The following is a 25,330-nucleotide window of genomic DNA, read 5'->3' as shown; positions in this document are numbered from 1 at the left end:
GCCAGTCTTACCGCATCGCGTCCACACCGGCACCGGCCAACCGCTTGTACGCCTCGGGATGCACGATCGGAATCCTGTACTGCCGTGCTTCTTCGCCCGTGAAGACGACCAGGTCGCCGGCGGCCGCCACAAGTCCGTCCGCCTCGCTCGCGGAGATGTGTCGATCGAGCAGGGCCTGGTCGAGCAGAGCCGTGTAGGAGTCGGCCTTCGGATCAAGCAGCCGGGGCAACCGGTCGACGAGCCGGGTGAGGAAGTGCGGCTCCCGTTCTTCCGGACGGCGCCGCTGAACCCCGCAGGCCGATGACACCGGCGGGGTCGTCAGCCGGGTCGCGGCTTCGACGATGTGCGCCCACGGCGCCGGCGGGCCTCCGCGGCGGTGATGCCATGGATGCTCTGCGGGCCCATGGCCCGGTCGGGATTGACCACGCTGCACCACTCGTCGACGACGCGGCCGCGGTCGTCGGCGACACGCTGAGGATTCTGGCTAGTCCAGGCGCTCGATGATGGTGGCGTTGGCGGTGCCGCCGGCTTCGCACATGGTCTGCAGGCCGTAACGGCCGCCGGTGCGCTCCAAGGTGTTGAGCAGAGTGGTCGTCAGGCGGGCGCCGCTGGCGCCGAGGGGGTGGCCGATGGCGGTGGCGCCGCCGTCCACATTGACCTTGGCCGGGTCGGCGCCCGTTTCGGCCTGCCAGGCGAGCACGACCGAGGCGAAGGCTTCGTTCACCTCGTACAGGTCGATGTCCTTGATCGTGAGGTTGGCCCGGGCCAGGACCTTGGCGGTGGCGGGGATGATGCCGGTCAGCATGTGGATGGGGTCGTCGCCGACGGCGGTGGCGGTGTGGACGCGGGCGCGGGGGCGCCAGCCGTGGCGGGCGGCGACCTCGCTGGTGGTCAGCAGGAGGGCGGCGGCGCCGTCGTTGACCGGGCTCGAGTTGCCGGCGGTGACCTTCCAGTCGATGACGCCGAAGCGCTGCTCCCAGCGGGGGTCGGCGAAGGCTGGGCGCAGGCCGGCCAGAGTGTCCACAGTGCTGCCGGGGCGGATGGTCTCGTCGACGGCAAGGCCGGTCGGGCGGGTGATCTGGCCGTCGAAGTGGCCGGCGCGCCACGCGGCGGCGGCCCGCTGGTGGCTGGTGGCGGCGAAGTCGTCGAGTTGGGTGCGCGAGAGGCCCCACTTGCGGGCGATCAGCTCGGCGCTGACGCCCTGCGGGATCAGGCCGCCGTAACGCTCCGCCAGCGCCGGGCCTCCGACGAACGCGCGGACGCCGTCGACGTAGGCCGAGCTCCCGATCGGCACGCGGGACATCGACTCGGCGCCCGAGGCCACGACCAGGTCGTACGCGCCGGAGACGAGACCCTGCGCGGCGAAGCTGAGCGCCTGCTGGCTGCTGCCGCACTGGCGGTCCACGGTCACGCCGGGCACCGACTCGGGGAAGCCGGCGGCCAGCAGGGCGAGGCGGGCCGGGTTGGTGCTCTGCTCGCCGACCTGGCTGACCGTGCCGCCGATGACGTCGTCGATCTCGGCCGGGTCGAGGCCGGGGTTCCGCTCGAGCAGGGCCCGGAGCACGTGCGCGTGCAGGTCGATCGGGTGGATGTCGTGGTAGGCCCCGCCGGGCTTGCCCTTGGCGACCGGGGTGCGCACCGCGTCGACGATGACGGCGTCTCGCATGTCCTTGACCTCCCGCAGAATTACGGACCACTTGGTCCGATAGTGGCTCGCCAACCGTCGACGCGTCAACGGCTTCGATAAGCTCGTCACTCATGGCGCGCACGGAAGACCCCTCCGGCCGGTCGCGGATCCTCACGGTGGCGGCCGAGCTCTTCTACGTCCGCGGCGTCCGGGCGGTCGGCCTGGCCGAGGTCATCCAGGCCGCGGGCTGCGGCAAGAACATGCTCTACCGCCACTTCCCCGGCAAGTCCGCCCTGGTCGCCGCCTACCTGACCCAGGCCCGCGAGCAGCGTGCGGCCGCGACCTCGGCCGCCCTGACGGGCGAGCCTCGGGACCAGATGGTCGCGCTGGTGGCGGAGACCGCTTGGTGGGTACGCGGTGACGCGTACCGCGGATGCGCCTTCCGCAAATACCTGGCCGAGTTCCCCGATCCCGGAGAGGGCGACGAGGCGACCGAGGTGGCCCGCGGCTACCTGCGCGACACCCGCGCCCAGATCGACGAACTGGTCGCGGCGATCGACGGCCCTCCGCTGCTGGCCGACCGCCTCTGGCTGCTGATCGACAGCCTCTACAGCGGCACCGGCCCCGACCCCGAGGTCGCCGTCAACTGGGCCCGCGAGCTGGTTGCCACCCCTATGTAGAGTGCGTACATGGCTTCACCGCGGATCACCGCCTCGGTCCTGAAAGTGCTGGCCGCGCTGCTCGCCGACCCGGCCGCCGACCGATACGGCCTGCAGCTCATGGCCGACACCGGCCTGCCCAGCGGCACGCTCTACCCGATCCTGGTCCGCCTGGAGCGCGCCGGCTGGGTCACCTCCGAATGGGAGAAGATCGACCCGGTCGCCGAGGGCCGCCCCAGCCGCCGCTACTACCGCCTGACTGCTGACGGCGCGACCGCCGCCCAGCGCGAAGTAGCCGCCATGCAGCGCCAGATGTCCCGCGCCGCCACCCCGATCACCCAGCCCCGGGAGGCCTGATGCGCCGGCCATCCGAGAGCGCCCCGGACCGACCCGCGGGCCAACCTCATTCCGCCGGCGGCGGCTCCTCCGCACCGCCGCAAGCCATTGGCATCAGCACAGCGAACGGCAGGCGGGCCGGAGTGACCGGCCATCGTTCGGAGCGACCCGCGCAGACCGGAGAGACCGGCAGCCAGGCGGAACGACCGGGGCAGAGCGCGCTGACCAGCAGCAGGGCGGAGCGACCGGCGCACAGCACGCTGACCAGCAGCCGGGCAGAACGACCGGCGCAGAGCGGGCTGACCGGGAGTCGGGCGGAGCGACCGGTACAAGCCGGAGAGACCAGCGGCCAGGCGAATCGGCTGTTGCAGACCGACGGCCAGGCGGAGGGACCGCTGCAAGCCGGAGAAACCGGCGGACGGCTGGAGCGCCTTGCGGGGACCGGGGTGGCCGGCGGCTGGGCGGAGCGGCTGGCGCAGCGCGGGGTGGAGCTTGCGGCGCGGCGGTGGCCGGAGGATCTGGCCGAGATGATGCGCGGCGAATGGCGGGCCGAGCTGGCCGCTGTCGAAGGGCGGGGGCGGGGGCGCCGGCAGCTGGTGTTCGCCGCGTCGCTGGTTGTGTCGCCGGCCGTCGACGAAAGCTCGTGGCGGGAGCGGGCGGGAAGTGTCGGCCGGGCCGCGATGGCGGCGGCCGGGGTGACACTGGTGGCTGCGGCTTCGGCCAACGCGATGCGGGCGGCCGGGCCGGTGGCGCTTCTCGTTGCGGTGCTGGCGTTCGCGGCGATCGGCGTCCGGCTGCGGGGATCGGTCCTCCTGGCTGGGGTGGCGCTCTTCGGTTTTCTCGTTGCCGGCAATCAGGTGCCGGTCATGCCGTTCATGGGTGTCCGGGACATCGCTCCGGCAGTGGCCGTCTGGGTTCTCGGGACAGCGGCCACGGCGGGACTGACCCGGCGACTCGACGGACATCGACGCCGGGCCATGCTGGTCGCGGTCGGCGGCGGGCTGATCACGCTGGACCTGGCCGTGGCCGCGGGCTCTCTGCACGCTGCGGCGGCGCTGGACATCTCCGCCTGGTCGGCGCCGGCCTGGTTCCCGCTCGCCCTGCTGCCCGGTGGTGCGGTCTCCTTCGGGCCGCATTTCGCTGACGGCACAGCGGCTTTCGGCAGCCTCCAGGCCTCCGGGCCGGCCTTCCACGCTTCGGACATCCTGCTCGCCAACGCCGCGGTGATGGCCGGGCCTCTCCTGTTGTGCAGCGCTTTTGTCCTGTCCAACGCGGCCCGGCCGCACAGCTCCGGGGCTTCTCAGCCACGCGCTGCCTCCCTCTGGACCAGCATCACCACAGCCGGGCGGCACCTCACCGCACACCGCAGACCCCGCCGAGATGGGGCCGTCACGGCGTGGACGCCCCAGCACGCGGCGCGGCCGCGCGGGGCGTGGGCGGGGTCGCACGCGGCACAGGCGTGGCCGCGGCCGCACACAGCATGGGCGGGGGCAGCACAGGCGTGGGCTTGGCTGCACGCGGCATGGGCGCGGCTGCACGCGGCGTGGGCGCGGCTGCACGCGGCGTGGGCGCGGCTGCACGCGGCGTGGGCGCGGCTGCACGCGGCGTGGGCGCGGCTGCGCGCGGCATGGGCGCGGCCGCACGCGGCATGGCCGCGGCTGCGCGCAGCGAAAACGCGGCTGAGCCCCGACAAGTGGCAGTTCATTGTCGGCGCCGTCGCCGCAGGCGCGGCCCTGGCCGCATGTCGCCTGCTACCCAGCTCTACCGCCGGAGCGGAGGCAACACTGCGGCAAATGCTCGACAACAGCACTGAGTTCGGCTTCGGGTTCGCCGCGCATCCTTGGGGGCAGGGCGCGATCGCCCTGCTGGCCGCCCTCTGCGTGATGCAAGCGGCACCCGCTCAGAAAGCTCGCTAGCCCAGCGGCCATCGAGCACGGAGCGGCGCTTGCCCACCCTATGTAGAGTTTCGAGTATGGGTAAGCTGAGAGGGTCGGCGCTGGGTGTCTGGGCGATGGTCGCGGTGGTCACGACCGTTACTGCCGGGGCGGCGCTGTGGCGGCCGGCCGAGGTTCGGCTCACGGATCTGTCGGTGTATCTCGGGGCGGTCTCCGGGCTGGCCGACGGGAACAGCCTTTACGACTTCACGCGCGGGGCGGCCCCGTTCACCTACCCGCCGTTCGCGGCCCTGATCTTCGCGCCCCTGACGTGGGTGCCCGTGACATTGGTGCAGGTCGCCTGGTCGCTGGCCACCGCCGCCACGGTCGTGGGGCTCGGCCGCCTGGTCTTCGCGCACTGGCGAGGCGAACAAGAAGCCGGCAACGACAAACCGGACGCAAGGCCGGCCACACCCACGGGCGGGCCGAGTGGCGACGGGAGTGCGCGTGAACGGGGCCCGAAAGGAGATGTCGGGCTGGGTGTGCTGGCGCTCGTCCTCTCCGCGCCGGTGGCGTCGGATTTCAAGTACGGGCAGGTGAGTCTGTTCCTGGCCGGGCTCGTGGCGGTCGACCTGCTGGCGCTGCGGCGTACGGCCTGGCATGGGGTCTTGGTGGGGGTGGCGGCGGCGATCAAGCTGACGCCGCTGATCTTCGTGCCGTTGTTGTGGTTCTCGGGGCGGCGGCGGGCGGCCGTGATGGCCGCGGGAACGTTCGTGGGGTGCGGGACGGCGGCGGCGATGGTGCTGCCGGGTGACTCGTGGCGGTTCTGGACCGGCGAGGTGTTCCAGGTGAACCGGCTCGGCTACATCACCGGGGTGGGCAATCAGTCGATGAACGGGGCGCTCATGCGGCTCGGGGTCGAAGCACCCGTACGGTCGGCGGCGGTGCTGGTGATCGGCGGGATCGTGGCGGCGCTGGCCCTGCGCCGCGGGGTGAAAGCGGCGCAGGACGGTGACTGGCTGACGGCGATGATCGTGGTGGGGGCGGGCAGCGTCGTGCTGTCGCCGGTCTCGTGGACACACCACCAGGTCTGGCTCGTCCTCGCCGCGCTCCTCCCGGTAGGCGGACGCGGAGTTGCCTGGATCGTGGCTGTGCTGGCGACCATGCTGCTTCCGGTCACGGCGATCGGTGGGCCGCTCTTCGGTGAGGCGCGGCTGCTGCTCGCCGTGGCGGTTGCGGCCGTGGTGCCGCTGACTGCCCGAACTAGAGTGAGGCCGGGCGCTGTGCCGGCAGGCGGACGCCGGTGATCTCGCTGGGTGGGCGGATCGCCGTCATCGTCGCGTAGCCCTCGGCCAGCAGGGCGATGTCCGAGCCGGGGACCAGCGGTTCCCCGGTCTTCTCGACGGCCGTGCGGATGAAGCCCTCGCCGCTCTCCGCGAGGGCCATCTGGGCCTGGCCGAACGGGGCCAGCGTGGCCTCGCGCAGGCCGGCCAGCTCGCCGAACGGGCGGTCGGGCACGTTGAGGTTCAGCACCGTGCCCGGCGGGGCCGCGGAGAGCCAGTCCAGCAGGCCGGCCGCGGTCCGGGCGGCCGCCTCCCAGTTGAGCACCGAGTCGTCGGGCACCACGATGGCCGCTCCCCCGCTGGCCGTGGCGTCGGCGTCGGCCGGATTGAGCACGTCGAGCGACACCGCCATCGCCCGGACCCGGTCGTTCGCGGCGGTCAGGGCGGCGCCGACCGTGCCCGAGTGCAGCACCGCGCGGCCCGCGTTGGCGCCGCGGTTGATGCCGGAGAGGACCAGGTCCGGCGGTTCGCCGAAAACCCCCAGACCGGCCAGGACCACGATGTACGCGGGTGAGGCGGTCACCCCGTACGCCACCAGCTCCTCGAAGTCGTGATGGGTGACCACGATCCGGCCCTCGGACGTGACGGCGGTCAGGGCCGCGCTCATGCCGCTGGCCTCCTCGTGCGGCGCCGCCACCACCACTTCGTAGCCGGCCGTGTGCACGGCCCGGGCGAGCGCGCGGATGCCGGGCGCCCCGACCCCGTCGTCGTTGGTGATCAGGACGCGGGCCGTCATCGGCGGTCCTCCAACCGTACGCGCTTGAACAGCTCTTGCACCGCCTCGATGCGGCCGGTGCCCAGGCCGTGGCGGGTCACGTTGAGCGCGCCGGCCGCCGCGCCTGTCTTCAGGGCCTCCTCGAACGATCCGCCCCGGGCCAGCACGGCCGCGACCCCGGCGGTCATCGAGTCGCCGGCGCCGCGGTGTTCCCTGACCCGCAGCGGTGGCGGCTCCACCTCGACCTCGCGGCCATCGAAGAGGGCGAGCGCCGGGTCGCCGGCCCGGCTGATGAGCACCCCGGCCGCGCCCGACCCGCACAGTTTGCGCCCGGCCGCCAGCAGCTCGTCGACGCTGTCGCCGGCCGCGCGGCCGTCGTCGATCAGCTCCTCGTGGCTCACCTTCACGAAGTAGGCGCCACCCTCCAGGACGGCCGAGAGGTGATCACCTGAGAGGTCGGCCACCACCTTGACGCCGTTGCTGCTCAGGTCAGCCGCGAGACGCTCGAAGACGGACGGGTCGACGACCTCGGGCGCGGCCGGTCCACTGAGGACGGCCACGGGCGATCGCAGTCCCTCGGTCAGGGTCACGCTGTACAGCTCGTCGAGCTCGTGCCGGTCGAGCGGATGCCCGGGGTGATCGGCGACCGACGAGCGGGCGCCCTCCCGGCGGTCGTGCACGTACCAGCCGGAGCCGCTGCTCCGGGGCACCGTGCGCACGCGTACCCCCTCCTCGGCCGCCAGCAAGCGCTCCAGGACCTCGCCGGTCTCGCCGCCGACGGCGGCACAGAGGGTGACCGGCACGCCGAGCGCGGCGATCATGCGGGCCTGCCAGACGCCCTGGCCGCCAGGGTGGACGTGCAGCTCGGGGCCGGCGGGATGTTGCTCGATGGTCACGGTCAGCAGGGGCGCGGGGGCGAACACCATCACCGGATCGCTCATGCCCTGCTGCGTTACCCGGCCGTACGCGGGTCATGCGGCCGCGGCCGGGACCAGGCTTTCGGGTGGCACGGGACGGCCGAAGTGGTAGCCCTGCAACAGATCGAAGCCGGCCTCGGTCAGGATGTCGGCCGTCGGCTGGTCCTCGACGCCCTCGGCGACCAGGGTCAGCTCGAGGCCGCGGGCCATCCGGGCCACCGCCTCCACGATCGCCCGCTCCCGCGGGTCGTGGACGCGGTGCACGAACGCCCGGTCCAGCTTCAGCTCGTCCAGCGGCAGGCTCGTCAGCAGCGCCAGCGACGTGTAACCGGTCCCGAAGTCGTCCATGGCGACGCGGACACCCAGCTCGCGCACCCGCCGCAGGCGCTCCGCCCCCAGCTCGGGGCGGGTCATGACCGCGCTCTCGGTGACCTCGACGATCAGCGCGGGCGAGGGCAGGCCGTGCTGGGCCAGCAGGCCCGCGATCACCTCGACGATCCGGTCCTGGGCGAGCACGGGCGCCGGCAGGTTCACCGCGACCGGCACCGGCCAGCCCTCGCGATGCCAGCGGGCGGCCTGACGGATGGCGTCGCTCAGGATCCGGTCGGTCAGTGGGGTGACGACGTCGGAGCGCTCGGCCGCGGGCACGAAGCTTCCCGGCAGCAGCAGCCCCTCGCGCGGATGCCGCCAGCGGACGAGCGCCTCCAGCGAGCGGACGGCCCCGGTCCGGGCGTCCACGAGCGGCTGGTAGTGCAGCTCCAGCTCGCCGCGGTCGATGCCGGCGCGCAGCTCGGACTGCAGCCGCAGGTCGGCCACGCCGTCGGCGGCCGGGCCGGGCCGCCAGTGCTCGACCGTGGTGCGGTGGCGCTTGGCCGCGTACATCGCCGAGTCGGCCCCGGCCAGCAGGTCACCCAGGTCGAGGCAGCCGGCCGCGATGCCGAGCGAGGCCTCGGCGGTGATCGGCACCCCCGCCACCGGGAACGGGCCCTGCACGACCCGCAGCAGCCGGCGGCCGAACTCCTCGAGGTACGTGTCGGAGCCGTCGCCCAGATCGTCGAGGAGCATCACGAACTCGTCGCCGCCGAGCCGGAACGTGCCGGCGTGCCCCGGGAAGGCGCTCAGCTCGTCGGCGACCAGGCGCAGCAGCTGGTCGCCGCGCGCGTGCCCCAGCGAGTCGTTGATCTCCTTGAACCGGTCGAGGTCGATCAGCAGCAGCGCGATCGGCCTGCGGGCCGCCAGCAGCTCGCCGGCGACCTCGCCGAGCAGGCGGCGGTTGCCGAGCCCGGTCAGCCCGTCGTGCAGGGCCAGCGTCTCGTAGCGGAGGCTCAGGTGCTCGATCAGCGGCCCGGCCGGGGCGAGACCGAAGCCGCCGTCGGCCAGGCCGACCACGACCGGGACGATCTTGTCGGCGCCGGGCCGGGCCAGGCAGGCGCGGGCGGCGTCGTCCAGCGCGGCGCCGGCGGGCACCACGAGGGCGGGTTGCTTGAGGATCAGGCGTACGGGACGGTGGAAGAGCAGCGCCCGGCCGTACCCGAGCCGGCCGGCCAGAACCGTCTCCAGATAGGGCCGGTCGAGGACGTGGAGCCGGCCCGCGTCGGAGACGACCAGGCCGAGACTCTCCGGGTCGGCGCGCACGAGCGCCTCGATCACCCCGACCTCGGTGTCGGCGTCGATCACCGTCACCGGCGTGGCGAGATCGCCGACCACCGGCGCGTCCGTCATCGGCACCCTCCCCGATTCGACGGCGAGCGTACGCCGGGCCGGGGTCGATCTCCGACCCGGTCACCGAAAGTTCATCAACCCACCCGGGTCAGGCGCAGGTAGTTCTTGCCCACGGCGTGCCGGGCGCCGCGGGGTTCGACCCGCAGCCGTACGGTCGCGCCCGGTCCGAGATGGACCGGCAGGTCCGGGCTGCCGGTCCAGTCGAGCCGGGCCCGGACGGTGTGGGTGCCCGGCGGCAGGGCCAGGGAGATCTCGCGCCCGCAGCGGATGTCGCCCTTGACGACCCCGTCGACGACGATCTGGAACGCGCGGGCCCGGTCGAGCCACGCCCCGGCGGGCCGCTCCACGGTCAGCGTGGCGATGACGGTCATACCGCCGTGCTTTCCCCACCGGCCCGCCGACTATGCAGATCTAGTACGCGACGCCGACCGTGTGGCGGATCGTCGCGGGATCGGTCACGCAGCGCAGCATCTGGTGGGCCACGTCGGCCCGGGAGATCGAGGTGCCACCGCGGACGTTGCGGTCGATCGCCGTGCGGTACACGCCGGTCAACGGCTTGTCGGTCAGCCGCGGTGGGCGGCTGATCGTCCAGGCCAGCGGGCAGGCCATGACCGCGTCCTCCATGCGGGCCAGATCCTCGTAGTGGCGGCGGAACATGGTCTTGGCGAAGCGGGCGCCGAGATGCCGCATGAGGAAGCCGTCGCCCGGGTCGTGGCGGGGCGGGTGCGGGCGCGCGGGCGACGGGACGGTTCCCATCGGCGCCGCACTGACCACGATGAGACGGCAGTCCTCGGGCGCGGCCTCGATCAGGGCCTGGGTGCCGCGGGCGGCGACGCCCAGATCGGTGTTGCTGCGGGCGCCCAGACCGGAGAGGACGGCGTCGGCGTCCTTCATCGCGTCGGCCAGCGCGAACACGTCGGGCTGGGCCAGGTCGGCCGGGACGACCCGTACCGCCTCGGTGATCTTGGAAGGGTTGCGGACGACGGCGGTGACCTCGTGCCCGGCGGCGAGGGCCTGACGCAGCAGCTCGCGGCCGATGCCGCCGGTGGCGGCGATGATGGTGAGCCTCACGGTAACCTACCCTTCGAGCCTCGGATGATACGAGAACCGTAACATTTTAATTCGGAGACCGAAAGATATGCCTTCCGTAAGAACTACCGGCGTGCGTAACGCTCTGCGTGAGCTCGGTCTTCAGCTCGCCCTGCTCAACCACCAGGTGAGCGCGCGGTTGGACATGCGCGACGTCGATCTCGACTGCCTGCATCTGATCGTCCGCAACGGGCCGTTCAGCCCGGGCGCGCTGGCCAAGGCGGCCGGGCTGCCGCCGGCCACGGTGACCGGGGTGCTCGACCGGCTGGAGAGGGGCGGCTGGATCGTCCGGGAGCGGGACACGGCCGACCGCCGGGCCGTCATGGTCAGGATCGTGCCCGAGCGCGGGGCCGACGTCCTGGCCCAGTTCCGCGGGATGATCACCGCGGTCGACGACATCTGCGGGTCCTACAGCGCCGAGCAGCTCGAGGTGATCGCCGACTTCCTGCGCCGCACGGCGACGGCCGGGGGCGAGGAGGCGGCGAAGCTCACTCCGTGAGGTCGGTGAGCAGCTTGCGGACCGAGCGCTCGTCCGGCTTGTCGACGACCTCGCCCTCCTCGAAGGCCTCGACCACCCGCGGGTCGACGTAGGAGGCGCGGGCGACCGCCGGCGTGTTGCCCAGCAGCTCGGCCACCTCCTTCATCGCGTGCGAGACCGCCTTCTTGCGCTTGGCCTCGGTCGGCTGCGGCCCCACCTCGGCCAGCTCGGCCGCCGCCTTGACCGTGCCGTGCCAGGTGCGGAAGTCCTTGGCGCTCATCTGGCCGCCGCTGACCTCGCGCAGATATTCGTTGATCTCGTCGGCGTGGACCTCGTGCCACTTGCGGCCCTCGTAGTAGGCGAAGAGGCGGTTGCTACCCCGGCGCCGGCGCTTGAGGTCCTTGAGCACCGTGCACACCTCGCCGTCGTCGACCGACCCCGAGTGGTCGACCCCGGACTTGCCGGTGAACTCCATCAGGACACAGCCACCGCTCGTCCGGATGTGGTCGGGCCGCAGCGTGGACAGGCCGAACGACGGGTCCTCCTCGCGCACGGCGTACTGGTCGCTGCCGATCCTGAACATGTTCATGTCGAGCAGGGTGACGATCGCCGCCATCACGCGCGACCGGCTCAGCCCGCGGCCCTCGGTCAGGTCGGCCCGCAGGCGGTCGCGGATCTTCGGGAGGCGGCCGGCCACCTCCAGCGCGTGGTCGAACTTCTTCTCGTCACGGGCCGTGCGCCACTCGTCGTGGTAGCGGTACTGCTTGCGCCCGGCCGCGTCGAAGCCGGTGGCCTGGATGTGCCCGCGCGGATCGGGCGAGATCCACACGTCCTTCCAGGCCGGCGGGATGACCAGCGCCTTGATCCGCGCGAGGTCGTCGTCGTCCTTGAGCACCGCGCCGTCGCGGTCCAGGTAGGTGAAGCCCTTGCCCGCCCGGCGCCGCCCGTAGCCGGGCTTGCTCAGGTCAGAACGCCGCAGCCGCATCGAGCACCTCGGCCGGGGTCACTTCGAGCAGGGCGGGATGCACGCCGGGGTCCGGGCTGTCGCCGCGCTCACTCCGGGTGCCGTGCCACAAGACCCGGTGGTACGGACGTGCAGGCGGCCCCCATCGCGACGGCGACATCGGCCCGAACAGGACCACCGACGGCGTCCCGTAGGCCGAGGCCAGGTGGGCGATCCCGGTGTCCCCGCTGATCAGCAGCCGGGCCCGCGCCACCAGACCCGCCAGCTCGGCGAGCCCGGTCCGCAGCACGGCGGGCCGGCCGGCCAGCTCGGCCACCCGCTCACCGAGGGCGCGTTCGGACTCGGAGCCGGTGATCACCACCCGGTGACCCTGATCCGCGAGCGCGGACGCGACGGCCGCGAACCGCTCGGCCGGCCAGCGCCGCGACGGCGACTTGGCGCCCGGGTGGATGATGGTCACCCCGGCCGGGACGTCGACGCCGGGCACGGCCAGCGACAGATCGGCCTCGTCCGCGGGCACGCCGTAATGGCGCAACAGCCGGCACCAGCGATGCACCTCGTGCTCCTCTTCGATCCAGGGCGGACCGTCGAGATGCCCCGCGTTCGGGCTGGCAAACGCCCATAGTTTCGCCGGTTGGGTGGTTTGCAGCAGCCGGTGCGACTCGGGGCCGCTGCCGTGCAGGTTGACCGCGACCTCGGGCGCCTCGTCCGTGCGCAGGCCCTCGCCGAGGCCGCCGGTGGGGATGATCTTGTCTACCGCTCCGGTCAGCTCGATCAGCGGGGTCAGCCAGGCCGGGGCGGCGAGCGCCAGCGGGCGGCCCGGGAAGGCGCCGCGGAGCCCGCGCAGGGCGGGCACCGCGGTCGCCAGGTCGCCGACGCCGAGGGCGCGCAGGGCGAGGATCACGGGTACGAGCTCTCCTGCTCGGCGGCGATGACGAGCTCCCGGACCGCGCAGCCGGCCGGCTGGGCCAGGGCGAACATGATGGCGCCGGCCACGTTGGCCGGGTCGTTGAGGATCGCGTCCGGCCCCGGCTTGTACTGCTCGTCGCGCTCGTCGAAGAACTTGGTCCGCATGCCGCCCGGGATGACCAGGGTGACGTTGACCTGCCCGGCCAGCTCGGCCGAGAGGGCCCGGGTGAAGCCCACGACGCCGAACTTGGCGGCGCAGTACGCGGTCGCGTCGCTCACCGCCTTGACGCCCAGCGTGGACGAGATGGTCACGACCCCGCCGTGCGACTGCTTGAGGGCCGGGATCGCGGCCCGGATGACCGCGGCCGTCGACAGCAGGTCGATGGTGACGATCCGGTCCCACACCTCGCCCGGGATGTCGGCCAGCGCGCCCGGCACGTCCATCCCGGCCGCGGTGACGACACCGTCGAGCGACCCGCCGGCCTCGGCGATGGCCTGCCGGGTGGCGGCCTCGGCGGCGCGGGTGTCGGCCAGGTCGCAATCGATCCAGGGCACGTCCGCGGCCGGCTTCTGCCGGTCGATGACGAACGGGCGGCCGCCCGCCTTGACGACGGCGTCGACGACGGCCGCGCCGAGCCCGCTCGAGCCGCCGGTGACGATGACTGCATCCATGGTTCTACCTCCGGGAAGACGCGGACCGGGCCGCGGCGATGGTGTTGGTGGTGGAACGGCCGTCCAGATACGGGACGATGACGGTCTGGCCGCCCCAGCGTTTGACGAGTTCGGCCTCGGGCAGCTCCGGGCCGCCGTCGGCGTAGTCGCCGCCCTTGACCCAGACGTCCGGCCGCAGCCAGGTGAGGACCGACTCGGGGGTGGGCTCGTCGAAGACGACCACGGCGTCCACACAGTCGAGGGCGGCGAGCAGCCGGGCCCGGTCGTGTTCCCTGGTGAGCGGGCGATCGGGGCCCTTCAGGCGGCGTACGGAGTCGTCGCTGTTCAGGCACACGATCAGGCAGTCGCCGAGCTTACGGGCGGCCTGCAGGGTGGCGAGATGTCCGATGTGCAGCAGGTCGAAGCAGCCGCCGGTCGCCACGACCGTACCGCCCCGCGCCCGCACCGCAGCGATCAGCTCGCCGGCCGCGGCCGCACCCAGCGCGTCCGTCTTCTCGGGGGCAACCGGATCGGGCGCCAGGGCGGCGGTGACTCCGCCGTTCGACACGTAAGCGGAAGCCGCCGCGACCGCCGCCTGCACGGCCTCCGAGACGAGCGCGCCGGACGCCAGGGCCAAGGCGGCGGTGGCGGCGAACCGGTCCCCCGCCCCGCACGTGTCGCCGTCCGAGACCGAAGGCGCCGGCACGACCAGCGGCGTCGGCCCCGAATGGCACAGCACCGCCCCGTCGCCGCCGCGGGTGACCACCACGGCCCCGGCCCGCCAGAGCTGCCGCAGCTGCTGCCCGCCGCGCTGGGCGACGGTCAGGCTCGACCCGCTGCCGGCGTCGCCGGACAGCTTGCGCACCTCGGCCACGTTGGGCGTGACGAGCCGGACGTTGGGCACCGGGGCCGGGCCGTTGGGGTGCGGATCCCACACGATCGGCGCCTTCACCTCGCCCAGGACGCGCCGGATCTCCGGGTGCCGGGCCACGCCGCGGCCGTAGTCGCTGACCAGGATGGCCGGCGCCTCGCGGAGCACGTCGAGCACCGCCTCCGGGGCCGCGCCCGGCGCCTGCGGGGAACCACCCCGGTCCAGGCGCAGCAGCACCTGCCCGTCGGCCCGCAGCCGCACCTTCTCCGGGGTCGCCCCGGGCAGCGGGAGGGCGTACACGCGTACGCCCGCCGCCGTCAGCAACTCACTCAGCCGGGCCCCGCCGGCGTCGTCCGCGAGCGCCGTGACCAGCGCGACCTCATGTCCCTGACCGGCCGCGAGCAGCGCCGCCAGCCCGGCCCCACCGGGCCGTTCGGTGACCTGACGCTCGTCCAGGACCGGAGCCGGCGCGTCCGGGGCGATCCGGCTGACGCTGCCCTCGACGTCCTTGTCGAGCAGGGTGTCACCGACGATGACCAGCGGGGCGCTCATACGCCCACCCCCACTTGCTCGCGGCCCGGGACGAAAGGGCCGACCACCGCCGGCAGCGTGCGGTCGATGTACTCGCAGATCAGGTGAACCGAGAGCAGATGCAGCTCCTGCACCACTTGGCTGTCCGGCGACGGGCACAGCAGCGCCTCGTCGCTGGCGTCGGCCAGCGGGTTCGGGCCCTGGCCGGTCATCGCCCAGGTCCGCAGGCCGCACTCCCGGGCGGCGCGGGCCGCGGCGACCAGGTTGGGGCTGCGCCCGCTGGTCGACATCGTGAGCAGGACGTCGCCGGGCCGGCCGTGGGCCCGTACCTGCCGGGCGAAGATCTCGTCGAAGCCGTAGTCGTTGCCGATCGCGGTGACCGCCGACGAGTCGGGGGTCAGGGCGATGGCCGACAGCGGCATGCGTTCGTCGCGCAGCCGGCCGACCAGCTCGGCCGCCATGTGCTGGGCCTCGGCCGCGCTGCCGCCGTTGCCGGCCACCAGCAGCCGGCCGCCCTGCCCGAGATGCCGGGCGAGCTGGGCGCCCCAGCGCTCCAGCCGGCCGGAGACGGCCCGGAAGGGCTCGATCGCCGCGGCCAGCGCGGTCAGGTGCCGATCGACGGGGGTCGGATCAGTGGACATCAGGCAACCGCCTCGCGAGTGGGTTCGGGGGTGGTGAGGCCGGCCGCGCTCGCGTAGACGTTCGCGAGCCGCCCGGCGATGCGGGGCCAGGAGTAGGAGTGCACGGCGCGGTCGACCGCCGCCGCCGCGTAGGAGATGCGCCGCACGTCGTCGGCGAGCAGCTTGCGCAGCGCGACGGCCAGGGCGGCCGGGTCGCGGGCCGGGACCAGGTCGCCGGTGACGCCGTCGACCACGGTGTCGGTGAGCCCGCCGACCGCCGAGGCGATCACCGGCACGCCGGAGGCCATCGCCTCCAGGACGGTCAGCCCGAACGGCTCGTACCAGGGCGTCGCCGCCACCACGTCGGCCGAGCGGTACCAGGCCGGCATCTCGTGGGCCGGGACCGCGCCGGTCAGCCGGACCCGGTCGGCCACCCGGCACCTCTCGGCCAGGGTCAAGAGCTTGCGGGCGTACGGGTCGCCGTCGAGCTCGTCGAGCGGCGGCCCACCCACCACGACCAGCTCCGCCCGCGGGACGCCGGGCAGTGCGCGGATCAGATCCTCGACGCCCTTGCGCTCGACCAGCCGGGCCACGGTGAGGATGCGCGGCCGCTTGGCCCGGGTCCGCACCGGGCCGTCGGGCCGGAACCGCTCGGTGTTGACGCCGGAGGGCACCAGCGACATCCGCGACCGCGGCACCCCCATCCGGATCAGCTCCTGCACCTCGTCCTGGCACTGCACGACGACCCGGTCGACCGCCCGGCCCAGCTCCCGCTCGTAGGCGATCCGCCGCGCCGGGCTGGTGTCGGCCGCGCCCTGGTGACGCCGCTTGACCGACCCGAGCGCGTGGTAGGTCTGTACGACCGGCACGTCGCAGGCGTTGCCGGCAGTGACCGCGGCCAGCCCGCTCATCCAGAAGTGCGCGTGGGCCACGTCCGGCCGCCACTCGTCGCGCCAGTCGGCGGCGAGGCACTCGGCGAACCGGCCCATGTGCGGCAGCAGCTCGTCCTTGGGCAGCGGGGCGGCCGGCCCGGCGGGCACGTGCACGACGTCGATCCGGGCCGCCATCGGCACCACGGCCGGCTGCGCCGGGTCGTCCCGCCGGGTGTAGACGCGCACCTCATGGCCGTCGGCCGCGAGCGCCCCGGCGAGCTCGGCCACGTGGGTGTTCTGGCCGCCGGCGTCGATGCCACCCAGGGTGGCGAGCGGGCTGGCGTGCTCCGAGATCATCGCGATGCGCATGTTTCCTCCTCCAGCAGGCGGTCCCAGTCCGCGAGGAACCGGTCCAGGCCGTAGCGGGCCAGCGCGACCTGGCGGGCCCGGGCCCCGAGGCTGCGGGCGGCCTCGGCGTCCTCGAGCAGCCAGTGCGTGGCCTCGACGAGCGTGCTGACGCGGGTGTCGAGCACCCCGGCGTCCGGTGGCACCGCGACCACGGCCTCGGTGGTGGCCAGTCCGACGACGGGCATGCCCATCTGCATGGCCTCGATGAGGCTGAGCCCCAGCGACGTCCAGCGGGTCAGGTGCAGATAAATCCGCCGTCGGGCGACTTCCTGGTGCATGACATGCTGCGGCGGGTCGTCGTAGGGCGTGATCCGCGGCCCCCGCAACCCCTCCACACCCATGCCGAACACGTCCAGCGGCGCCACCGCGGCGAACCGCGGGAACAGGTCGGTGCCGGTGACCCGATGACGCCGGATCGGCTCGTTGGTCACCACGGCCAGGTGGGGCAGGTCCCCCGACCACCGGGCCGCGGGCTCGACGATGCCGTGGTCGATCACCGTCGTCCGGGTGCCGCCGGTGTCCCAGAACAGCGCGTTGAAGTCGGTGACGTGGGCGACGATCAGGTCGTCCCGGTCGGCCATCGGATGCCGGCTGTTGGGCACGTCGCCCTTGGGCGTGTTGTGCTCCACATAGATAACCGGCACGCCGCGCGGCACCAGCTCGAGCTCCTCGGGCCGCTGCACGATGGCCACATCGACGTCGCGGATCTCCTCCAGGGGCAGCTCCTCGGCCGAGGCCGGCCAGTCGAAGGTCCGTGCCCGCCCGCGGCCCATCGCGTCGCGTGCCTCGTTGACCGGGATCAGGTAGCGGTGCTTACCGTGGACGAACGAGGTCGTCCAGGATCCGTGCACGTGCCAGAGCAGAATGTTCACGCTGCGACCTCGGTGCTTTCGTGAGCCCCGGCGGTCAGCCGCCGGACGGCCGCCACCACCTCGCCGGGCTCGATGTCGGACAGGCAGGGGTGCCCGGCGACCGGGCAGACGGTCGCCCGGGTGTCCCGGCAGGCCGCGCCGGCGTCGCCGAGCCGCACGTTCGGGACCCGGTAGGGGCCCCACTGGCCATAGGGGACGGTGGGGGCGTAAAGACTGACGACGGGGGTGCCGACGGCGGCGGCGAGATGCGCTGGTCCGGTGTTGCCGACGACCAGGCAGCTCGCTTCCGCGAGCAATTGCGCCATCTCACCCAGGGTGGTCCGGCCGACCTCGACCCCCAGGCCCCCGGAGACGTACGCGGCCAGGTCGCGCTCCCCCGCTCCCCCGGTGACCAGCACGCGATGCCCGTCAGCCACCAGCGCGGCCACAATGCGCCGCATGGTCCCGGGCGGGCAGGAGCGCGCTTCACAGCTGGCCCCCGGATGAACCACGACGTAGCCGGCGCCACCCTGCTGGCCGCCGATCTCCCGCAAGCCACCCTGCTGGCCGCCGATCTGCCGGAGGCCGTCGCGCTGGCCGCCGATCTCCCGCAAGCCACTCTGCTCGCCGCCGACCTCCCGCAGGCCGTCGCGCTGGCCGCCGATCTCGCCCAGGCGGTCGTCGCGCACGCGGAGGCGGCCGTCGTCGCCGGGGGGCAGGGCGAAGCCGGCCGCCGCCGCGACGCTGCGGGCGCGCTCGGCCTCCGGCAGGCCCGGCTCCACGCGGTGACGGACGTCGAGCAGGGAGCCCGGGTAGTCTTCGCTGATCGCGGTGATCCGGCCGACCCCCGCCACCCGCAGCAGCAGCGCGAGCGGCAGTGCCGACTGATGGAACGACGTGAAGATCACCGCTTCATCGGCCGCCACCTGACGCAATGATTGCGTCAATGCGTCAATTGATGGCGCGTCAACCGGCGCCGGATGGGCGTCGATCCAGGGCAGCGTCCACTCGATGATCTCGTCGACGCCTGGCAGCAGCTCGGCCGCTGCCCGCCCGCGCGGCCCGCAGAGCATGACGACGCGCTCGGCGCCGTGGGCCACGGCCCGGATCGCCGGGCCGGTGACCAGCACGTCCCCGGCCGAGTCGGAGCGGACGACCAGCACGGTCCCGGCCGGGCCGGGCCGGGCGGCCGGGGTGACCAGGGCTTCGCGGCGCAGGATCAGCTCGGCCGCGTCGAGCAGGGTGGAGGCGACCGCGGGGGCGGCGGCAACCTCGGGGGCCAGGGTGACCGGGGTCGGTACGAGCACGCCCGCGGCCCCGGCGGCCTGGGCGGCGCTCATGTCGCGGCCGATGTCACCGATGACCACGCAGCGGGCGGGCGACGTGCCGAGCGCCTCGGCCGCCGCGAGGACGAGGCCGGGCGCCGGCTTGCGGCAGGAGCAGCCCGCGGTGTCGTCGTGCGGGCAGTACTGCCAGGTGTCGAAGCCGCCGAAGATCTCATCGACCCGGCGGTTGACGGCGGCCAGCTGATCGGCGGTGAAGCGCCCCCGGGCCAGGCCGGACTGATTGGTCACCACGCCCAGCCGCAGCCCCGCGGCGCGCAGCCGCTGAACCGCCTCGACGGCGCCCGGCATGGGCTCCACGAGGGACGGATCGCCGTTGTAGGGGACGTCCACGATCAGCGTGCCGTCCCGGTCGAACAGAACCGCGTCGAACAGCTCGGTCACAGGCTCGCCCCCACCGGCGTCTCCGCCGCCACGAGCGGTCGCGCCCCGCGCCACCGCCACGCCCCGCGCAGCCAATGCGTGATCGCCACGGGTGGGATGATCGTGCTGGTCACCAGCATGGTGGCTATCTCCCGCGGGGTGCGCGGCCCGGGTACGATCCGCGCCGCGGCGAACTCCGCCGTCCCGGCCGCCCAGACAAGCCCGGCCCCGATCGCGGTCGCCGCCGCGGCTTTCGACCGCCAGGAGCCGACCCCGTCACGGCCGCCAAGCCCACCTCGCGCCACCGCACCGCCAAGCCCACCTCGCGCCACCGCACCGCCAAGCCCACCCCGCGACACCACGCCACCGAACCCACCCCGCGCCACCGCGCCGCGGCGGCCGGGGGTGCCGCGCTGGGACAGGCCCCAGCTCAGCGCCGCGCCGAGCGCGACAAAACCGGCGGCAGCCACGGCGGCGTGGCGGGAGCGGCGGCCGGGTGGGATCTCCAGGAGCTCGCGCCACTGGGGGCCGTAGAGGCGGCGCAGCAGCGCGTCGTCGGCGTTGCCGCGCTGGGTGCGCACGCTGACCCACAGGCTTTCGGGGCGGACCGGGTGGGTCACCCGGCGCTTGCCGCGGGTCAGGGTCCAGCCGTCGCGGCGTACCCGGTAGGCGAGGTCGGCGTCCTCCCGGAAGGCCCGCGGCAGGCGTTCGTCGAAGCCGCCGCAGCGGGCCAGCGCGGCCCGCCGGTAAGCCATGTCGGCGGTGATCCAGGCGCCGTCGGCCAGGCCGGCGGTGACGCGCTCCCAGTCGGTGGGGCGGCGGTGGTCCGGCAGCGGCACCCGCAACTCGCCCTGCACGCCGCCGACGTCGTGGCCCGCCGAGGCCAGATCCTCGGTCAGCCGCATGATCCAGTCGGAATCGGGCACCACGTCGTCGTCGAGGAACGCGATCCACTCGCCTTGCGCGGCCCGGAAACCGGCGTTGCGGGCGGCGGCCGGGCCGCGGGCCGGGCCGGCCACCACCCGAGCGTCGATCGCCAGGGGTGGGTGCGGCGCCGGGCGGTCGTCGACCACGATCAGCTCCGCCTCGGGTGGGAGGGGGCCGAGGGCGGCGAGCAGCGCGGCCAGGCTGGGGCGGCCCAGCGTGGGCACGACTATGGAGATCACGCGGCGAACGCCTTCGCGCGGTGCACGGCGAACGGGCCGAGCGCGAGCAGGTCGACCGGGGCCGAGCCGAACAGCTCCATCGCCTCGCGCGGCGTGTCGACCATCGGCCGGCCGGCCGTGTTGAGCGAGGTGTTGACGACCACCGGCAGGCCGGTGAGCTGTTCGAACTCGGCCAGCAGCGACGCCACCAGCGGCTCGGTGTCGGTGTGGACGGTCTGCACGCGGGCGGTGCCGTCGACGTGGGTGACCGCCGGGATGCGGTCCTTCCACTCGGGCTTCACCTTGTGCACGAAGAGCATGTACGGGCTCGGGTAGACGCCTTCGAAGATGTCGGCGAACCGTTCGGCCCGGACCATCGGCGCGATCGGGCGGAACTGCTCGCGGCCCTTGACGTCGTTCATCCGGGTCTGGGTGTCCTTGTCGCCCGGGTGGGCGATCAGGGAGCGGTGCCCGAGCGCGCGCGGGCCGTACTCGCTGCGCCCCTGGTACCAGGCGACGATGCCGTTGCCGGCGAGGACGCGGGCGGCCTCGGCCGCGATCGACTCGGGCCGGGTGTAGGGCAGGGCGGCCCGCTTGAGCTCGGCCTCCAGCTCGTCGTCGCTCCAGCCGCGGCCGAGCGCGGCCGTGCCGAACGGGATGTTCTGCTTGCCGACGGCCAGGGCGGCGCCGAGCGCGGTGCCGGAGTCGCCGGCCGCGGGCTGCACCCAGACCCGCTCGTACGGGCCCTCGGCCGCGATCCGCGCGTTGGCCACGCAGTTGAGCGCCGTGCCACCGGCCATGGCCAGGGTTCTCGGGCCGCCCGCGGCGTCGTACGTCCAGCGGGCCAGATCGAGCATGACCTCCTCGAGCCGCACCTGCACGCTGGAGGCCAGGTCGGCGTGGGCCTCGGTCATCTCGCCGTCGGCCGTGCGCGCCTTGGCCAGGGCGTCCCAGTCGATGCGCTCGACGGTGAAGCCACCGTCGTCGTTGGCGTGCACGAGGTCGCGGAGAAGACCGAGGAACTTGGGCGTGCCGTACGAGGCGAGCGCCATCACCTTGTACTCGTCGCTGGAGTGCAGGAACCCGAGGTGGCGGGTCAGGTCCTCGTAGAGCAGGCCGAGCGAGTGCGGCAGCTCCTGGCTCTTGAGGATCTCCAGCTCGCCCCCTCGGTAGGCGCCGGCCAGGTGACTGGCCACCTCGCCGCGCCCGTCGAGCACGAGCACCGCGCTGTCCTCGGGCACCGACAACCCGGCCGAGGCGGCGTGGGCCACGTGGTGCGGCACGAAGGTGACCTGGGACGGGTCGAGGCCGGGCAGGGCGGTGGCCAGGAACTGCGGGGCCCGGCGGGCGTAGTCGACGCGCATCGCGTCGGACGGGTCGCTGACGCCGAGGCCCGCCAGGTCGCGGGTCATTCCGGGGTCGAACGAGTAGGCCACCGCGTCCAGGTCCCCGGGGCGCAGGCCGGCCTCCTCCAGGCACCACGCGGCGGCCTGTTCGGGCAGCTCCCAGGCGGCGAACGGGACGGGCCTCTTGCCGTGCTTGCGGCGGCTGAACCGCTCTTCCTCGGCGGCGGCCACGACGCGGCCGTCGACGATCAGCGCGGCGGCCGGATCGTGGAAGATGGCGTTGATTCCCAGGACACGCATGGGCCGCCGGATACCCCGGCGGAAGAGAAGTACTCGCATGATCATTGACTTCTCTAAAAAATAAAATCTGGCCTCCCACCTGCACTGATAGCAGGTTTGGAACCCTTGCTCCCGGGCAAACGCCCGCTCATGTATGACGTGGAGCAGCACATCGCCGGGCGCTGGGAACCGGGCAATTCGGACCGCCGACTGTCCGTTGTGAACCCGGCCGACGGCACCCCGGTGACCACCGTGCCGGTCTCCTCCGAGACCGATGTCGCGGCGGCCGTGGCGGCCGCCCGCGAGGCCGCCGCCCGTTGGGCCGGCACCGCCCCGGCCGCCCGCGCGGCCGCCCTGCACGCCGCGGCCACCGCCCTCGAGGCGGCCGCCGACGAGCTCGCCGAGATCATGAGCGCCGAGATGGGCAAGCCGGTCGGCGGCGCCCGCGAGTCGATCGGGGCCGGCGTCGGCACCCTGCGGCAGTACGCGGAGCTCGGCCCGGCCCACCGCGGCCGCTCGCTGGCCGGCGACGACGAGGCGATCGACCTGATGGCGTACGGGCCGCGCGGCGTGGTCGCGGTCATCACCCCGTGGAACGACCCGGTCGCGGTCTCCTGCGGGCTGCTCGGCGCGGCCCTGGTCACCGGCAACACCGTCGTCCACAAGCCGAGCGAGCGCACCCCGGCCACCGGCTGGCGGCTCGTGCAGGTGCTCGCCCCGCACTTCCCGGCGGGCGTGCTCAACCTGGTCAACGGCGACGGCGCGGTCGGCGCCGCGCTGGCCGCGGCCCCGGTCGACGTGGTCGCCCAGGTCGGCTCGACCGCCACCGGCCGCTCGATCGCCGCCGCGTGCGCCCGGACCGGGGCCAAGGCCCTGCTGGAGAACGGTGGCAAGGATCCGGTCATCGTGGACGCCGGTGTCGACCCGGCGTGGGCCGCGCAGCAGGTGGCACTGGGCGCGTTCGTCAACTCCGGGCAGATCTGCGTCGCCGTGGAGCGGGTCTACGTGCACCGCGACGTGGCCGGCGCGTTCCTCGACTGCCTGGCCACCGAGGCCGACCGGTGGGCGGCGGAGATCGGCCCGATGGTCGACCGCCGGATGCGCGACGCCGTCGACGAGCAGGTGCAGCAGGCGGTCAAGGACGGGGCCCGGGCGGTACGCGGCGGGGCCGTCCCCGCCGGTCCGGGCGCCTTCTACCCGCCGACCGTGCTGGCCGACTGCACCGACGACATGACTGTGATGCGTGAGGAGACGTTCGGCCCGGTCGCCCCGGTCATGGTGGTCGACTCGTTCGACGAGGGCCTGCGCCGGGCCGCCGACTCGCCCTACGGCCTGGCCGCGACCGTGCTGACGACCTCGATGAGCCACGCCCAGCAGGCCTGGCGGGCGCTGCCGACCGGCACGGTCAAGGTCAACGCGGTCTTCGGCGGAGCGCCGGCCGGGGCCGCGCACCCGCGTCGCGGCAGCGGGCAGGGCTTCGGTTACGGCCCGGAGCTGCTGGACGAGATGACGGCCACGAAGGCGGTGCACATCCAGGCGCCGCCCTCGGGCTGGTAGTCACAGCTTGCGCAGGGCCGCTTCCACCTCCGGCGGGAGCGGCCGGCGCCGGCTCAGGGCCCAGGGCAGGTCACGCAGGGCGTCGGTCACTCCGCGCGGGCTCTGCCGTACGGCTTGACGAAGCGTTCCCGCCACGACGCGGGGCGGGCGGCGCAGCAGCGCGGTCAGCACCCGGTTGCGGGTCTCCCGGCGGGCCCGGGCGCCGTTGTCCCGGCCGGCCGGCTGCGGCAGGTGCCGCACGACGAGCTCGTCGGCGTACGACAGCTCGTACCCGGCCGCCGCCAGGTCCATCGCCAGCAGGGCCTCCTCGCCGTAGACGAACAGGCGTGGCTCGAAGCCGCCCACGGTCAGGAACGCCTCCCGCCGCACGATGATCGAGCAGGCCAGGAAGCCGAGGACGGCCGGCCCGGTCTTGTTCTGGCCCAGCACGCCCTCGGCCATCGCCGCCGACACCGGGTCGAGCCGGCGGTCCTCCCCCACGAGCACGCGGGCCGCCAGCACGGCGGCCCGCGGATGCGCGTCCATGATCTCAGCGGCCCGGGCCAGCGAGCCCGGCGTCCAGTACGAGTCGTCGTCGGCGAAGGCGACGTACGGCGTACGGGCCCGCTCGACCCCGATGTTGCGGGCGGCAGCCCCGAGGTTGTCGCCGAGCCGGACCACGTCGACGCCGGGGAGGTCGGGCAGCGGCTGGTCGGAGGCGTTGTCGACCAGGATCGTCCGGGCCCGGTGCCGGGGCATCGTCTCGCGCAGACGGTCGGCCCGATTGCGGGTGGCTACCACAACGGTGACGTCGTCGGTCTCCACCATATTTTTTTGCACGTCCAGCGACATGGCGTCGCCGATACCCCGGCCGGGCCCACAAGAATCGTTATCCGAGTCGCCCTTTCAGGTCTTTTTCGAAAAAGTCGAGGAATCCGTCGGGATCGGGCCCGGCATTCATCAGGACGATGTGATCGTATCCCGCTTCCGTGTACTCCTTGACCGATTTCACGTAAGGCTCCGGATCGGGTCCGTGCGCGAAGGCCTCCGCCACGTCCTCCGGGCGTACGGTGGCCGACGCCGCCTCGAAATTGACCGGATTCGGGAGTTCGGCCATGACCTTCCAGCCGGTGACGCCCCAGCGGCTCGTCTCGTGCGCGGCCTTGATCGCGGCCTCGGCGGTCGGCGCCCACGCCACGGAGACCTCGGCGTACTTCGGACCTTTGCCGCCGCTGCGGGCGTACGTCTCGACCAGGTCCTTGCGGGGCTCGGTGGCGAACAGGCCGCCGCCGTGCGTGGCCGCCAGCTCGGCGGCGTTGTTGCCGCCGGCCGCCACCGCGATCACCGGCAGCTTCTCGGGCAGGTCGAACACCTGCGCGTCCTCGAGCTGCAGGTGCTTGCCCTCATAGGACTGGTAGCCGCCCTGCCAGAGCAGGTTGATGATGTCCAGGGCCTCCACGAGACGCTCGTGGCGCCCCCGCACGCTGGGGAAACCCTGGCCGACGACATGCTCGTTGAGCCGCTCGCCGGCGCCGATGCCCAGCGTGAACCGGTCGTCCGAGATGATCGCCAGCGTCGCCGCCGCCTGCGCGATGATCGCCGGGTGGTAGCGCACGGTCGGGCAGGTCACGCCCGTGGCCAGGCCCAGCCGGTCGGTCCGCATGGCGATCGCGCTCAGCACGTTCCAGGCGAACGGCGAATGGCCCTGCACGTCGAGCCAGGGGTGGAAGTGGTCGCTGATCTCCACGAAGTCGAATCCGGCCTGCTCGGCCCGGACCGCCTGGCGGATCAGCTCCTTGGGGCCGAAGCCCTCCGCGGCCAGCTTGTATCCGAGTTTCATACCCGTACAGCTTCCCGGCCCGGAGCCTCGCAAACGCGCTG

At 73.6% G+C, this 25,330-nt stretch carries 25 protein-coding genes; 6 read left to right on the top strand and 19 right to left on the bottom strand.

Annotation, left to right across the window (positions count from 1 at the left end):
* Positions 1–7: 7 nt before the first annotated feature.
* A complete protein-coding gene (locus AB0J66_RS35555; RefSeq protein WP_364670419.1) occupies positions 8–307 on the bottom strand; it encodes a hypothetical protein in 300 nt (99 codons plus the stop codon).
* 177 nt (positions 308–484) lie between these two features.
* Positions 485–1,666, bottom strand: coding sequence for an acetyl-CoA C-acyltransferase (locus AB0J66_RS35550; protein WP_364670416.1), 1,182 nt, complete (start codon positions 1,664–1,666; stop codon positions 485–487).
* A gap of 92 nt (positions 1,667–1,758) precedes the next feature.
* Here AB0J66_RS35550 and AB0J66_RS35545 point away from each other — a divergent pair, with 92 nt between their 5' ends.
* The 4 genes from AB0J66_RS35545 (at position 1,759) to AB0J66_RS35530 (ending at position 5,803) form a co-directional block, all read left to right on the top strand.
* The gene (locus AB0J66_RS35545) at positions 1,759–2,307 is read left to right on the top strand and encodes a TetR/AcrR family transcriptional regulator (RefSeq protein ID WP_364670413.1); all 549 of its coding nucleotides are present in this window, start codon (positions 1,759–1,761) and stop codon (positions 2,305–2,307) included.
* Between the two features lie 9 nt (positions 2,308–2,316).
* Positions 2,317–2,643, top strand: coding sequence for a helix-turn-helix transcriptional regulator (locus AB0J66_RS35540; protein WP_364670411.1), 327 nt, complete (start codon positions 2,317–2,319; stop codon positions 2,641–2,643).
* Positions 2,644–2,987: 344 nt separating this feature from the next.
* On the top strand, positions 2,988–4,538 hold the full coding sequence (locus AB0J66_RS35535; RefSeq protein ID WP_364670408.1) for a hypothetical protein: 1,551 nt from the start codon (positions 2,988–2,990) through the stop codon (positions 4,536–4,538).
* 56 nt (positions 4,539–4,594) lie between these two features.
* Complete coding sequence (locus AB0J66_RS35530; RefSeq protein WP_364670405.1) at positions 4,595–5,803, top strand: glycosyltransferase 87 family protein; 1,209 nt, start codon at positions 4,595–4,597, stop codon at positions 5,801–5,803.
* On the opposite strand, the gene AB0J66_RS35525 is transcribed toward AB0J66_RS35530, so the two are convergent.
* From AB0J66_RS35525 to AB0J66_RS35505, 5 genes are all read right to left on the bottom strand, one after another.
* Positions 5,760–6,575, bottom strand: coding sequence for a 5'/3'-nucleotidase SurE (locus AB0J66_RS35525; RefSeq protein WP_364670402.1), 816 nt, complete (start codon positions 6,573–6,575; stop codon positions 5,760–5,762). The two genes, AB0J66_RS35530 and AB0J66_RS35525, sit on opposite strands and share 44 nt — an antisense overlap.
* Positions 6,572–7,495, bottom strand: coding sequence for a PfkB family carbohydrate kinase (locus tag AB0J66_RS35520; protein WP_364670399.1), 924 nt, complete (start codon positions 7,493–7,495; stop codon positions 6,572–6,574). Before AB0J66_RS35520 ends, AB0J66_RS35525 begins: the two co-directional genes overlap by 4 nt.
* Before the next feature lie 30 nt (positions 7,496–7,525).
* Positions 7,526–9,193: an EAL domain-containing protein gene (locus AB0J66_RS35515; RefSeq protein ID WP_364670397.1), complete on the bottom strand. Its 1,668-nt coding sequence runs from the start codon at positions 9,191–9,193 to the stop codon at positions 7,526–7,528.
* A 74-nt stretch (positions 9,194–9,267) separates the two neighbouring features.
* A complete protein-coding gene (locus AB0J66_RS35510) occupies positions 9,268–9,564 on the bottom strand; it encodes a hypothetical protein (protein ID WP_364670394.1) in 297 nt (98 codons plus the stop codon).
* Positions 9,565–9,604: 40 nt separating this feature from the next.
* Positions 9,605–10,264, bottom strand: a complete 660-nt coding sequence (locus AB0J66_RS35505; protein WP_364670392.1) for an NAD(P)H-binding protein — start codon at positions 10,262–10,264, stop codon at positions 9,605–9,607.
* A 91-nt stretch (positions 10,265–10,355) separates the two neighbouring features.
* Between AB0J66_RS35505 and AB0J66_RS35500 the strand changes: the two genes are divergently transcribed.
* Entirely contained in the window at positions 10,356–10,781 is a 426-nt protein-coding gene (locus AB0J66_RS35500) for a MarR family transcriptional regulator (protein WP_364670389.1), read from the top strand.
* Here AB0J66_RS35500 and AB0J66_RS35495 read toward each other — a convergent pair.
* From AB0J66_RS35495 to AB0J66_RS35450, 10 genes are read right to left on the bottom strand one after another with little or no spacing between them, the layout of a single operon-like run.
* Positions 10,771–11,745 (bottom strand): DNA topoisomerase IB, encoded by a 975-nt coding sequence (locus tag AB0J66_RS35495; RefSeq protein ID WP_364670386.1) that lies wholly within the window; start codon positions 11,743–11,745, stop codon positions 10,771–10,773. The genes AB0J66_RS35500 and AB0J66_RS35495 overlap by 11 nt on opposite strands.
* Positions 11,726–12,628, bottom strand: coding sequence for a glycosyltransferase family 9 protein (locus AB0J66_RS35490; protein WP_364670383.1), 903 nt, complete (start codon positions 12,626–12,628; stop codon positions 11,726–11,728). The genes AB0J66_RS35495 and AB0J66_RS35490 overlap by 20 nt, the downstream gene beginning before the upstream one ends.
* Positions 12,625–13,305: an SDR family oxidoreductase gene (locus AB0J66_RS35485; protein WP_364670380.1), complete on the bottom strand. Its 681-nt coding sequence runs from the start codon at positions 13,303–13,305 to the stop codon at positions 12,625–12,627. Before AB0J66_RS35485 ends, AB0J66_RS35490 begins: the two co-directional genes overlap by 4 nt.
* 4 nt (positions 13,306–13,309) lie before the next feature.
* Positions 13,310–14,707, bottom strand: coding sequence for a PfkB family carbohydrate kinase (locus AB0J66_RS35480; RefSeq protein ID WP_364670377.1), 1,398 nt, complete (start codon positions 14,705–14,707; stop codon positions 13,310–13,312).
* The gene (locus AB0J66_RS35475) at positions 14,704–15,327 is read right to left on the bottom strand and encodes an SIS domain-containing protein (RefSeq protein WP_364670374.1); all 624 of its coding nucleotides are present in this window, start codon (positions 15,325–15,327) and stop codon (positions 14,704–14,706) included. Before AB0J66_RS35475 ends, AB0J66_RS35480 begins: the two co-directional genes overlap by 4 nt.
* Positions 15,327–16,547, bottom strand: a complete 1,221-nt coding sequence (locus AB0J66_RS35470; RefSeq protein ID WP_364670371.1) for a glycosyltransferase — start codon at positions 16,545–16,547, stop codon at positions 15,327–15,329. The genes AB0J66_RS35475 and AB0J66_RS35470 overlap by 1 nt, the downstream gene beginning before the upstream one ends.
* Positions 16,532–17,458: a glycosyltransferase family 1 protein gene (locus AB0J66_RS35465; RefSeq protein WP_364670369.1), complete on the bottom strand. Its 927-nt coding sequence runs from the start codon at positions 17,456–17,458 to the stop codon at positions 16,532–16,534. The genes AB0J66_RS35470 and AB0J66_RS35465 overlap by 16 nt, the downstream gene beginning before the upstream one ends.
* Complete coding sequence (locus AB0J66_RS35460) at positions 17,455–19,164, bottom strand: HAD-IIIA family hydrolase (RefSeq protein WP_364670366.1); 1,710 nt, start codon at positions 19,162–19,164, stop codon at positions 17,455–17,457. Before AB0J66_RS35460 ends, AB0J66_RS35465 begins: the two co-directional genes overlap by 4 nt.
* Positions 19,161–20,309: a glycosyltransferase gene (locus tag AB0J66_RS35455; RefSeq protein WP_364670363.1), complete on the bottom strand. Its 1,149-nt coding sequence runs from the start codon at positions 20,307–20,309 to the stop codon at positions 19,161–19,163. The genes AB0J66_RS35460 and AB0J66_RS35455 overlap by 4 nt, the downstream gene beginning before the upstream one ends.
* Positions 20,306–21,934, bottom strand: coding sequence for a carbamoyltransferase C-terminal domain-containing protein (locus AB0J66_RS35450; RefSeq protein WP_364670360.1), 1,629 nt, complete (start codon positions 21,932–21,934; stop codon positions 20,306–20,308). The genes AB0J66_RS35455 and AB0J66_RS35450 overlap by 4 nt, the downstream gene beginning before the upstream one ends.
* Positions 21,935–22,063: 129 nt before the next feature.
* Between AB0J66_RS35450 and AB0J66_RS35445 the strand changes: the two genes are divergently transcribed.
* Positions 22,064–23,470 (top strand): aldehyde dehydrogenase family protein, encoded by a 1,407-nt coding sequence (locus tag AB0J66_RS35445; protein ID WP_364670357.1) that lies wholly within the window; start codon positions 22,064–22,066, stop codon positions 23,468–23,470.
* On the opposite strand, the gene AB0J66_RS35440 is transcribed toward AB0J66_RS35445, so the two are convergent.
* Both AB0J66_RS35440 and AB0J66_RS35435 read right to left on the bottom strand, forming a co-directional pair.
* Positions 23,471–24,301 (bottom strand): glycosyltransferase, encoded by an 831-nt coding sequence (locus AB0J66_RS35440; RefSeq protein ID WP_364670354.1) that lies wholly within the window; start codon positions 24,299–24,301, stop codon positions 23,471–23,473.
* A 37-nt stretch (positions 24,302–24,338) separates the two neighbouring features.
* Complete coding sequence (locus AB0J66_RS35435) at positions 24,339–25,289, bottom strand: TIGR03557 family F420-dependent LLM class oxidoreductase (protein WP_364670351.1); 951 nt, start codon at positions 25,287–25,289, stop codon at positions 24,339–24,341.
* Between the last annotated feature and the right edge of the window lie 41 nt (positions 25,290–25,330).

This window comes from Actinoplanes sp. NPDC049598 (genome assembly GCF_040675435.1).
In the GTDB taxonomy this organism is placed as follows: domain Bacteria; phylum Actinomycetota; class Actinomycetes; order Mycobacteriales; family Micromonosporaceae; genus Actinoplanes.
The sequence above is the reverse complement of the archived record's forward strand: the minus strand, read 5'-3'. Positions and strand labels throughout refer to the sequence as shown.